Source organism: Pseudomonas sp. BAY1663, assembly GCF_000582595.1.
Lineage (GTDB): Bacteria > Pseudomonadota > Gammaproteobacteria > Pseudomonadales > Pseudomonadaceae > Stutzerimonas > Stutzerimonas stutzeri_AF.
Map to the genome: position 1 here is coordinate 1 of NZ_AZSV01000116.1, position 11,076 is coordinate 11,076.

At 68.5% G+C, this 11,076-nt stretch carries 6 protein-coding genes and 5 pseudogenes; all 11 read right to left on the reverse strand.

What is annotated here, in order from left to right; all coding sequences use genetic code 11:
* Positions 1-226 (reverse strand): annotated as a pseudogene (locus BAY1663_RS20730) (type VI secretion system tip protein VgrG); the annotation flags it as partial.
* A 21-nt stretch (positions 227-247) separates the two neighbouring features.
* A pseudogene (locus tag BAY1663_RS20735) lies at positions 248-1,221 on the reverse strand (serine/threonine-protein kinase).
* A pseudogene (locus BAY1663_RS20740) lies at positions 1,218-1,945 on the reverse strand (PP2C family serine/threonine-protein phosphatase). Before BAY1663_RS20740 ends, BAY1663_RS20735 begins: the two co-directional pseudogenes overlap by 4 nt.
* Positions 1,945-5,484 carry a type VI secretion system membrane subunit TssM gene (gene tssM / locus BAY1663_RS20745; RefSeq protein ID WP_037044542.1) on the reverse strand — a complete coding sequence of 1,180 codons (3,540 nt, stop codon included), beginning with the start codon at positions 5,482-5,484 and terminating at the stop codon, positions 1,945-1,947. Before tssM ends, BAY1663_RS20740 begins: the two are co-directional and overlap by 1 nt.
* Position 5,485: 1 nt before the next feature.
* Positions 5,486-6,360: pseudogene (icmH, locus tag BAY1663_RS20750) on the reverse strand (type IVB secretion system protein IcmH/DotU).
* Between the two features lie 4 nt (positions 6,361-6,364).
* Positions 6,365-7,696: a type VI secretion system baseplate subunit TssK gene (gene tssK / locus BAY1663_RS20755; RefSeq protein WP_037044544.1), complete on the reverse strand. Its 1,332-nt coding sequence runs from the start codon at positions 7,694-7,696 to the stop codon at positions 6,365-6,367.
* 2 nt (positions 7,697-7,698) lie between these two features.
* Complete coding sequence (tssJ, locus tag BAY1663_RS20760; protein WP_037044546.1) at positions 7,699-8,181, reverse strand: type VI secretion system lipoprotein TssJ; 483 nt, start codon at positions 8,179-8,181, stop codon at positions 7,699-7,701.
* A 5-nt stretch (positions 8,182-8,186) separates the two neighbouring features.
* On the reverse strand, positions 8,187-9,383 hold the full coding sequence (tagH, locus tag BAY1663_RS20765) for a type VI secretion system-associated FHA domain protein TagH (protein WP_037044548.1): 1,197 nt from the start codon (positions 9,381-9,383) through the stop codon (positions 8,187-8,189).
* 20 nt (positions 9,384-9,403) lie between these two features.
* Complete coding sequence (locus tag BAY1663_RS20770; RefSeq protein ID WP_037044549.1) at positions 9,404-9,538, reverse strand: hypothetical protein; 135 nt, start codon at positions 9,536-9,538, stop codon at positions 9,404-9,406.
* Positions 9,539-9,572: 34 nt separating this feature from the next.
* Entirely contained in the window at positions 9,573-9,956 is a 384-nt protein-coding gene (locus BAY1663_RS23125; RefSeq protein ID WP_051497196.1) for a hypothetical protein, read from the reverse strand.
* A 141-nt stretch (positions 9,957-10,097) separates the two neighbouring features.
* Positions 10,098-11,076, reverse strand: a pseudogene (locus BAY1663_RS20780) (sigma-54 interaction domain-containing protein); the annotation flags it as partial.

Below are 11,076 nucleotides of genomic sequence, written 5' to 3' on the forward strand. Positions count from 1 at the left end.
GCTGGATCAGGCCATGGATGCCGCCGCCGGCGCGATCGAAGGCCAGGAAGGCCGGCCGGTGCAACAGGGCCTCGAGGTCCAGCTCGGGGCGTTCGCTGACCAGTTCGAGGTCGAAGCGATAGGGCTGGGCGATGGCCTCGTGGCCGTCGAAGGCCAGGACCTGCAGGTCGTGTTCGATGCCTTCGATGGTCAGGCTGAAGCGGGTTTCATTGGCCGCAGTGAACATGGCGATTTCCTTGTGTGCGTGTCATCCGTGGGTGCATCCGAACCAGCGCCGCAGGCGATTCGTGGGGTGACGGCGAAAGGCTTGCAGCAGCCCCGCGACGTCGATCTGCCGCTGCGTTTCGTCGAACGCCAGGCGGTGCGTAGCGCCGGCCAGCAGTGCGCCGGCAAATGCCGCGGGCACTGAAGCGAGCGGTCCAGCTCCATGGCCTTGGCCTGCCTGGCGCTGAGACGGCGAAACGGATGGCTGCCGCTGGCCAGTTCGTAGAGCACGCAGGCCACTGCGAAGAGGTCGGCGGCGGCCGTCAGCTCGCCGCCGTCGAGCAGCTCCAGCGCCGCATAGCGTGGCGTCCAGGCGGAGAAGCGATTGCGGCACAGGCGCGGCAGGCCGGGCAACAGCCCTTCCATTGGCTGGCCGAGGCCGTAATCGAACAAGCGCAGGCCGTCGTCGGCGAGCATCACGTTGCTCGGCTTGAGGTCGCCGTGCAGCACGCCGAGGCCGTGGGAATAGGCCAGGGCTTCCAGCAGCGCCAGGGCGATCTCGCGCAGTTCGTCCCAGGGCAGGCCCCCGGGGCGTTCGGCGAGCAGTTCGTCGAGCGTCGGCCCCTTGAGCAGTTCCAGGGTGATGAAGGCGCGCTGGCTGGTCGGGTCGACGTCGAACTGGTACAGGCGTACCACGTGGCGATGGCTGAGCCGCGTGGTCAGGGCATATTCGCTATAGAGCAGGGCGCTGGCGTCGGGGTATTCGGCGAAGTCCTCGCTGAGGGTCTTCAGCGCCACGTGCGGCTGTGGATCGCCGTACTGCTCGCGCAGCAGGTCGCGGGCGCGATAGACCGCGCCCATGCCGCCGACGCCGAGCAGGCGTTCGATCCGGTAGCGGCCGGCGAACACCTCCGGCAGCGCGCCGGGTGCTGCCCGCGGTTCGACCGGTGGCGGCGCGGCGGCGGTGGCCGCCAGGGCGAAGTAGGTGAGGTCGGAGGCTGGCTGTTGTGGGCTCATCGGCGGATCACCACCGCACTGAGGTTGTCCCGCGCCGGCCTTTCAGGGCCTGGCGAAACAGCTGCTCCAGTGTCAGGGAAATGGACGGCAGGCTCAGCGCGGCGCCGAGGGCGTCGGCGGCCATGCTCTGGTACAGGCCGTCGCTGCACAGCAGCAGGGTATCGCCGGGGTAGACCGCGAATTCGAGGATATCCAGTTTCAGGCTGTCGCTGGCGCCGATGGCACGGGTCAGCGCATGGGCGGCTGGATGTCGGGCGGCCAGTTCGGGGCTCAGTTGCTGCTGGTCGATCAGCTGCTGCAGCAGCGAATGGTCGCGCGACAGTTGATAGAGCCGGCCGCCGCGCCACAGGTAGCAGCGGCTGTCGCCGGCCCAGACGCAGGCCGCGCGCTCATCGTCCATCAGCAGGGCGACCACGGTGCTGCCGATCACCGGGTCGGGACGCGCGGCGGTCACCGTGAGCTCCTGGCTGAGCCGGCGATTCAGCTCGTGCAGGCAGCGGCGCAGCGCCAGCAACCGCTGCGGCAGATCGCCCGCGGGGAGCTCGGCCAGTTGTTCGACGATCAGCCGGCTGGCCAGGGCGCCGTTCTGGTGCCCGCCCATGCCGTCGGCCACCGCCCATAGGCCGGCCTGCGGCAGGTCGAGAAAGGCATCCTCGTTGCGTGCGCGAACCTTGCCGGTGTCGGTGCGCGCCGTGCTGCGCCAGCGGCTGGCCATGGCGGTCATCACAGCGTCGCCGGCAGCTTGAAGCCACGCAGCAGCGCGAGGTCGAACGGGTTCGGCGAGCGCTGGGCGTGCAGCAGGTAGTTGGCGCGCAGGCCGCCGAGGTCGGCCTTGAGCATCAGCACGTCGCGGCCGCTGTGGTAGTCGACCTGCATCAGGTCGATCAGGCGGAACAGCGACCAGGGGCCGGTGTTCTTCTCGATGCCGACGCGGCGGCCGCCGAGCTCCTCCACCACCAGGCTGGTACGACCGTCGTCGGCCTCGGCGGGCCAGCGGAAGGCGGTCTGCACGATGGGGCCGTGGCGGTATTCCAGCTGCTGGTTGCCGAAGCGGAAGTCGGCGCGGCCGAGGCTGGAGTCCAGCGAGTAGGGCTCGAGCTTGAACAGGATCAGCGGCTCGTTGGGGTTCTCGGCGAAGAAGCTACGGCGAATGGTCTGCGCCCGGCTCATCTGCGCGAGGAACTGCTCCGACAGCGGCAGGCCGCGACCATCGACGCGGCGCAGCTGGTACTGGCCGGCGCTGCCGCTGACGAAGGGCCTGAGGTAGCGCTCGAAGAAGCTGTCCGCCAGGCCCTGGGCCTTGAAGAACTCGCGGAAGTCGGCAAGGGCGACGTCGCTGGTGCTGTGGGCGCTGAACGGATAGCGTTCGCGCAGCGCGCCGCGGTAGCTGGCATAGAGCTCGTTGCGGTAGCGCTGGTTGAGGTAGTGATAGGCGTCGTTGAGCACCAGCGACCAGCTGTCCTCGGCCAGCAGGCCGAGCCATTGGCCCAGCGGCTGCGGCAGGCGCGCGGCGCTGTTGCGCAGCTGGTTGATGGCATCGCGCTGGCCGCTCATGCGTGCCTTGGCCAGTTCGAAGGCGGCCTGCTCCGGTGCGCTGGCATGGGCGAGCGCGGCCAGTTGCAGCTGCAGGGCATCGAGCGCCTGCAGGCTGGCGGCCAGTTCGGGACCCGCCGCGCCGTTGTCGTCGAGCAACTGGTGCAGCGGTGCGAAGCGCCGCTCCAGGGTCTTGCGCGCGGTGTCCGGCAGGTTCTTGAGCAGCATCGCCTGGGCCTGCTCGGCCGCGGCGCTGGCCAGCTTGGCTACCTTGCCGAGCTTGCCGCCGGCTGCCTGGGCCGCTTCGGCGGCGTCACCGGCCTGCTCGGAGGCCTCGGCCAGCCCGGCGAAACGCGTGTTCTCGCGCACTTCCAGCAGCAACTGCAGCAGCGGCGAGTTGGCGGCGGTCAGCCCGGCGAGCTGGGCTGCGCCCTGGGCGGCGCTACCCGCCGGGAGGATGTTCAGCTGGGCGATCGCCTCGCTCCAGTGGGCGGCGTAATCGCGGAAGTACAGCTGTTCCATTTCCACCAGCAGACGGCTGAGGTCCTTGGCGCTGAGGCTGTCGCCTTCGCCGAGCACCCAGTTGTCGCGCAGGATTTCGCTGACCAGGTCGGCGCCCTGGGCGACGAACAGCGTCTGGTAGCCGCGCTGGGTATAGAAGCCGGGAATCGCCTGGTCGCCGCCGACGAACAGCCCGGCCTGTGGGCCGGGCCGCTGGTTCAGGCGGTAGTCGGGCAGGTTGCGCGCCTGGTCGCGCAGCATGCGGTACACCACGTTGGCCAGCGATTCGCTGCGCAGCTGGGCGCGCGCCTTGGCCACCAAATTATCGTTCAGCCGGTACGGGGCGAAGGATTCCTCCAGCAGACGCGCGAAGTGGGTGTTCAGCCCCTGCTGGGCGACGGCGTTGCCGCCATGGCGCAGCGACCAGTCGGCGGCCAGCCAGTCCTTGAGGAAGGCCGCATCGCGGCGTTCGGCGAGGTTCAGCATGAGGTAGGCGCGCAGGCTGCCGAGCAGTCGCTCGCGGTCGTTCAGGTTGGCGCGGATCTGTGCCTCCAGCTGGCGGCCGACGCGCGGCAGCAGCAGGGTCTCCAGGTCGCGGCGGTAGGCCTGGTGCAGCGTCGGGTCGACCGCTTCGCCCTGGTACAGACCGCCGCGGCGCAGCCAGGACACCTCATCGCGGGGCGGGAAGACCTGGGTTGCCGCATAGCTGCCATCCAGCACCGCGAGGGTGCGCAGGGCTTCGTCTGCGGCGGCGATGGCCTGGCGCTCGCCGCCGAGGGTCTGGGCGATGTCGCGCAGCCGTTCGAGGCGCTCGTGGTTGCCGGAGAAATTCAGCGCCCAGGCCGCGCCGAACAGCAGCAGGCAGCCGAAGGCACCGGCATAGAGCGCGCGCTGGCCCCAGTCGATGCGGCGTACCTCGCGCCGGTCGAGGCCCGCCAGTTCGGCTTCGGGGAAGATCACCCGGCTGAGCAGCTGGTTGATGAAGCGGGCACGGCCGCTGCGCAAGGTCGGCAGGGCGCCGCTGGCCAGGCCGAGCTGGCGGCCGATGCCGGCGGTGAGCGGGTCGAGTTCCTGCTGCAAGCGTGGTGCGCTGGTCAGGTAGAAGCCGCGCAGCTGGCTGGCGCGCTGGTAGCGGTTGCCGGCGAAGGCCAGTTCGATGAACAGGCTCAGGCGCTCGCCGATCCGTCCCAGTTGATGGGGAAAGTCGAGGATGCGACCGCGGCGCCGGGCATCGCGTTCCTGATGCATGCGCATGATCACCTGGCTGTTCAGGCGGCGCAGCAGTTCCTCGAATTCCTGGCGCACGACCTGCGCGTCGCTGCCGTTCTGTTCCTTGCGGAAGCTGGCGCCGAGCACCTGGTCGCTTTCCTCGCGCGACAGCTGGTCGAAGAATTCGTCGAAGCCGAGCACCTTGTCGGCCTTGCTCAGCACCAGGTAGACCGGCACATCGGCGTTCAGCCGCTGGTGGAGCTCCTGCAGGCGCTGGCGAGTCTGGCGGGCGAGGTTTTCCAGCTCCAGCTCGCTGCCGCCCTGCAGCTGGTCCACTGGCAGGTTCACCAGTACGCCGTTGAGCGGCCGCGCGCGGCGCTTGCGCAGCAGGCCGAGCAGGGTGTTCCAGGCGCTGCCGTCCACCGGTGCGTCGGGCTGGGTCAGGTAGCGGCCGGCGGTGTCGATGAGCACCGCATGGTCGGCGAAATACCAGTCGGCATAACGGGTGCCGGAGACGTCCTTGGTCAGGCGCTGCTGCTCGCTGCGGTTGAGCGGGAAATCCAGCCCGGAGAAATCCAGCAGGCTGGTCTTGCCGCTGCCCTGTGGGCCGAGTAGCAGGTACCAGGGCAGCTCGCTGCGCCATTTCTCGCTGCGCCCGCGGTAGAGACTGGAGGTTCTCAGTGTGCGCAACGCCTGCTTGAAGCGATGGCGCAGCTCCTGCTGCTCCTCGCCGATCAGGCCGTCGCGGCGCAGTTGTTCCTGTACGTCCTGGTCCTGCTCGTCACGCTTCTTGCGGACGCTGGCGCGCCAGCTGACGAAGACCATGGCCAGGCCCCAGCCGAGGAACAGCACGCTGATGCTCAGCAGGCGACTGCTGGGCGTTTCCCAGAACTTGTAGTCGTCGACCGCCAGCAGCGGCCCGGCGAACCACACCAGCACCGCGAGCAGCAACACCAGCAGCAGGCTCCAGACCCAGGTCCGGCGCAGAAAGGCGCCGAGTTTGGCGAAGAAGTTCTTCATTTCATTCCATCCCTGAAAGCGTTGAATCCACGGCGTTCATCCCCAACGCCCGATAAGGCTGCAGCACCGCCTCCCGTTGCTCGCCCAGCACCCAGGCGAAGCGCCATAGATCACCCCGAGGCAGGCCAGGGTGAACAGCGCTACCAGCCACCACGGCACGATGCGCACCAGGCGCCGGCGGCTGTCCTTGAGGCCCTCCCAGTGCGGCGACAGCTCGCGCGGGATGTCGCCGCGCATCTGCCGGATCTGCCGGTAGAGGCTGTCGCGCACCGCTTCCAGCTCGAGCATGCCGCGCGGCAGCACGCGGTACTTGCCCTCGAAGCCGAGGGACAGGCAGAGGTACATCAGCTCCAGCATCGGCAGGTGCTTGACCGGGTTGCGCGACAGCCGCTCGAGCAGCTGGAAGAACTTCTCGCCGCCGAAGGTCTCGTTGTGGAAGGAGGACAGCAGGCTCATCTGCGACCATTCGCTCTCGTTGCCCCAGGGCGTGGTCACCACGGCCTCGTCGAGCACGGTGCAGAGCACGTAGCGCGCCGCCATCACCTGGCTGCTCTCGGCGCCGTCGTGCAGGGCGCGATGCTCGAACAGTTTGATCGCGCTGCCGAGCTGGTTGTGCAGCGCCTGCAGGTCTTCGCTCTCCTGGCTGTGCTTGAGCCGCACCACCTCGGAGAGCAGCGGCGAGGCGGCAGCCACCAGCGGGTTGAGGCTGATGTTGAAGGTTTCCGCCGGGCGCAGGCGCGCAGCGTAGATCATCCGCTCTTCCAGCTGCTCGAAACGCGGCGGCGTGTCGAAGTCGGTCAGCGGGCTCTGCGCCGGCGCTTCGCCGGTGCGGTTGACGATGACCGTGCGGTCGTTCTGTTCCATTTCCCTGATCATGTCGCTAGTCCCTGACCGCCCAGAATTTCAGTTCGAGCCCGGCGAAGTCGCCGGACACATGGAAGGCGAAGCCGCCGGAGCGCTCCAGCTGCGCCTGGTCCTCGGAGCTGAGTTCCAGGGCGAAATAGGTCTTGCCGGCGTGGAAGGGGATCTGCCGCGGCGCCACCGGCAGCGGCTTGAGGCGGATGCCCGGCAGGTGCAGGTTGACCAGCTGGCGGATGCGCTCCACCGGGCCGATCTTCAGGTGCGCCGGCAGGCGCGTGCGCAGGGTCTCCGAGTCGCACTGGGCGCTGGCGGCGAGGACGAAGGCGGCCGAGCCGAGCAGCTTGTGGTCGTGCAGCGGCGAGACCTGGATGCCGTACTGGCGCTGCTGCAGCAGCAGCTCGATGGCATGCTGCTCGAGCACCATCGACAGCACCTGGCGGATCGCGTCCATCAGCTTGCGGAAGCTCGCGCCCTGGTCGCTGTGCTGGTAGCGGCCGTCCAGGCGCGGGCGCTTGCTCTCGCCGGAGAAGGTCGCCAGTTCGCCGAGCAGGCCGAGCAGGTCGCGATAGATCTGCTCCGGATGCACCTGCTCGACGCCCAGGTAGTGGCGCAGCACCGGTTCGTGGCGGTTGATCAGCTGCAGCATCATGAAGTCGCCGACCTCGGCGCCGCCGACCTTGCCGGTGGCGCTGATGCGCTCGGCGAGGGTGTCGCCGCGGTGGGCGAGCATGCTGATCACTTCCTTCAGGCAGGACAGCAGGTAGCCGGAGGCCTGGAAGTTGACGTAGGTGGGGATGAATTCCGGATCGAGGCTGATCACCCCGTCCGGCGTGGTATCCAGCACCTCGCACAGTTGCAGTTTCACGTAGGCCTGGTCGCTCTGCTGCTCGCCCAGCAGCAGGCGGAAATCCGGCAGCCCGGTGCCGACCTGGCTGGTGCTGCTGTCGCCGGCATTGGAATCGGCGACGTCCAGCTCATGGGTGGTATAGCGTGCCAGCACGTCCTTCTGCTCGGGGCGGCGGGTCTCGATGTGGTTGCCGGTGACCAGCGGCAGCGCCAGGTACACCGGCGTGCTGCCGGTGTTCGGCGGGATGTCCAGCGCCAGTGGCTCGCGCTCGCTGCCCAGCTCGAACAGCGTGCCGTCCGGGAGGATGCCGCTGGCCTGGCTGAGCACCAGCTTGCCCATGTTGAGGAACTGGCGGTCGATCTCCAGGTTGAAGAACCCCCAGGCATAGCTGGCCAGCTTTTGGGTGCGCGCCTTGAGCTGGTGGTCGTAGTAACGGTCGCTCTGCTGGAAGTGCTGCGGGCGCAGCAGCATGCCTTCCTGCCAGACTACTTTGTGCAGGCTCATGCTCATTTACCTTCTTCGGCGCGCGGATCGAACGGGGCGATGCCGCGTTCGTCGAGTGTCAGCGCGACGCGGGTGCGCTCCTGCGGCGGCAGGGCGATGACGTAGCGCCAGTTGGCTTCCGGCAGGTCGCGATAGGCGGCGAGCACGCCGACGTAGCGGCTGCCGTCGCGTACCGAGAGCTTGAGCGCGCGGCTTTCGCCCGGGCGTAATTCCAGCTCCTCGAAGGTCACCAGGTCCGGCGCCAGGACTTCCTTGGGGCGCTGGTAGAGGGCGAAGAAATCGGCGTTCTCGAACGCCACCGGGTGCTGGAGTTCCAGCAGGCGCAGCACGATCGGCGAGGGCCGGCCGTTGAGGTCGGGGTTGAGGCGGTCACTGCCGTGCAGTTCGAGGTCCAGCTTGGTCAGCCTGGAATAGGGCGACAGCGTCGAGCAGCCGCCCAGCACGAGCAGCGCGGCCAGCATGGCCGGGGTGATGCGACGGGGCATGGGGATCATCCTTGATGGGTGGAATCGAGCGTAGCGATCAGGCGCACCTGCTCCTCGTAGGTCTTGGCGAAATCGCGGGCGAACAGCCGTTCGTGCCAGTCGCCGTCCTGGCCGAGGCTGTGGTGCAGGCGGCGATAGGCGCGCCAGCGGCTGCCGGCGGTGGCGAGCAGCGGCTTGCGGCCGTCGCGCTCGAAGCGCAGTGCCAGCTGCTCCGGGGCGAACTGCTCGAACATGGCCTGCACTGCCGCGCGGCTGGCCGCCAGCAGCGCGACCTGATGTGCCTGCAGGTCGCGGAAGGCGCGGCCGATCGCCTGTTCGGCCGGCAGTTGCCCCGGTTTGCCGCCGCGCAGCAGGGCGGTCATCGCCTCGCCGCTGTCGGCGCCGAGCTTGAGCGGATTGTTGCCGGCGCTCTGTACGGTGGTCAGCGCCAGGCGCAGCTCGTTCTTCAGCTCGCTGCGGGTGCGCAGGCTCTGCTGCAGGCCGGTGACGCTCTGCCTGAGCAGGCGTGCGGCGCGCAGCGCCAGTGCCTGGCGTTGCTCTTCGTCGAGCCCGTCGAGATCGATACCCAGCGCTTCGCCGAAACGCTCCCAGAAGCCTTGCGGCAGGCGCTCGGGCTGGGCCTCGGGCCTGGGTTCGGGCGCGGCCTGCGGCATGACCAGTTCGGGCAGCGGCAGGCTTTCCATGTCGATGCGCGCATAGTCGCGCTGCTGGGCCTGGCGCTGCGGCGCGCCGAGGGCCAGGTCGAGGTCGTCGACCTCGGCATAGACACGCTCCTGCTGGTCCATGGCGACCAGCGGGTCGAGGTCGAGGAAGGCGTCGTCGGGGATGATGCTGCCGGCCGGCTGCGGCCGGCCGATGTCACCTTCGAACAGCGCCGGGTCCTGGACCAGCCGTGCGCGGATTTCGAAGTCGCCCAGGCAGTAGACGTTGCCGTGTTCGACCCGCTGCGGCTGGCCCTTGATCAGGCTGGCGCCGCTGTCCTTGAGCTGGATGCCGTTGCTGCTGGTATCGGTGAGGAAGAAGGCGCCGTCGCGGTAGCTGATCACCGCATGACGCCCGGAGAGCACGCGCTTGCGGTCGGGAATCACCCAGTCGCAGCCTTCGGCCCGGCCGATCACGCCGCCGGCCTGCTTGAAGGTTTTGGTGGTCAGCAGCCCGGGCACGAATTGCTGGGCGCCAACCATATCGAAGACCAGTTCCATGGTGGTGTCGCTCCTTGCGGTCACTTGCCGCGGTTCAGGGCCTGCGGATCGCCCAGCGGGCGGTATTGGTCGTCGCTGAATTTGTAGTTGCCGGCGCAGCCGGCGAGCGCCAGCGCCAGGACAAGCAGCGCGGTGGACCCAGAGATGGTTTTCACGAATGTCTCCATTTTTCGTAGTTATGTGCAGGCTTCAGTGGGCGGCAGGCCCGGTTGGCGCCTTCGCGTAGCAGGCATCCAGTGCCTCCACCACGAGGCAATCGGGGCGGATCTGCAGCTCCATGCCGTCGATGAGCTGGCCGAGGTCCATGTCCGGGGCGAACACGTTGTGCCGGGGGCGCTCGCGGTGCAGGGTCAGCCGGTCGCCGGACTGGCTCCAGCGACCGCGGGTATACACATCGAGAATCCCGTACGACATGGCGGCTTCGAAACTGCCATCCTCGTTCAGCAGCAGTTCCGAGCCCATCTCCATGGCCCCCTGCAGGAGGTAATGGCCAGCCAGGGTTCGATCGATCGGCGCGCTGCTGGCACAGGCGGCCAACAGCAGGCTTGAAGCAAGGGCGGCGATTCCTTTCATCGGCGTAGTCCTTGGATACGGGGTACGGGAAGGCGCTCAGTCGCTGTGCGCCGCGCTACGGAGCGCCTGCAGCGCCGGGCGATGCCTTCGGCGGGCGAATGCTGGGAGGTGTCTGATCGGTGGCATGGCGTCTTTCCTTCCTTAGAGATCGGCCGGGCTGATATTCAGCCGTTCCATTCGGTAGAGCAGGGTGCGGCGCGGCAGGCCGAGTTCGCGGGCGGCCTGGCTCTGGTTGCCGCGGTTCTTGCGCAGGCAGTCCATCAGCAGGCTGCGTTCGACGCGCTCCATGCGCTCGCGCAGGTTCAGGCCGCGCTCGGGGTCCGCTTCCACCCGTAGATCGAAGTGCTCCGGCAGCAGCTCGCCGCCCTCGCAGAGCAGCACGGCGCGCTCCACCAGGCTCTTCAGTTCCCGTACGTTGCCGGGGAAGGCATAGCCTGCCAGAAGCTCCAGCGTGGTATCGGACCAGCGGCACAAATCGCGCTGCAGGAAGGCGCAGGCCTTGTCGGCAAAATGTCGCGCCAGACGCAGGATGTCCTCGTCGCGCTCGCGCAGCGGCGGCAGGGCGATGGGGAAGTTGGAGAGGCGGTAGAACAGATCCTCGCGGAATTGCCCGTCCTCCACCTGGGTGCGCAGGTCGCGATGGGTGGCGGCGACGATGCGCACGTCGATCTTGTGCGTCTCGCTGCTGCCCAGCGGACGCACCTCGCCTTCCTGCAGCACGCGCAAGAGCTTGGCCTGCAGCAGCAGCGGCATGTCGCCGATCTCGTCGAGGAACAGGGTGCCGCCATCGGCGGCGTCGAGCAGGCCGGTCCGGTCGCGGTCGGCGCCGGTGAAGGCGCCCTTGCGATAGCCGAACAGTTCGCTTTCCAGCAGGTGTTCCGGCAGCGAGGCGCAGTTCTGTGCGACGAAGGCCTTGCTGCGCCGGCTGCCGCAATCATGAATGGCGCGTGCCACCAGTTCCTTGCCGGTGCCGGTTTCGCCGGTGACCAGTACGCTGACCGGGCTGTGCAGCACCCGGCCGATCAGCTGGTAGACCGCGCGCATGCCCGGCTGTCGCCGATCAGCCGTAGCCGCTGGCGCAGGGGGACGCGGCCGCGGGCTGCGGGGCGTCGTGGCCGGG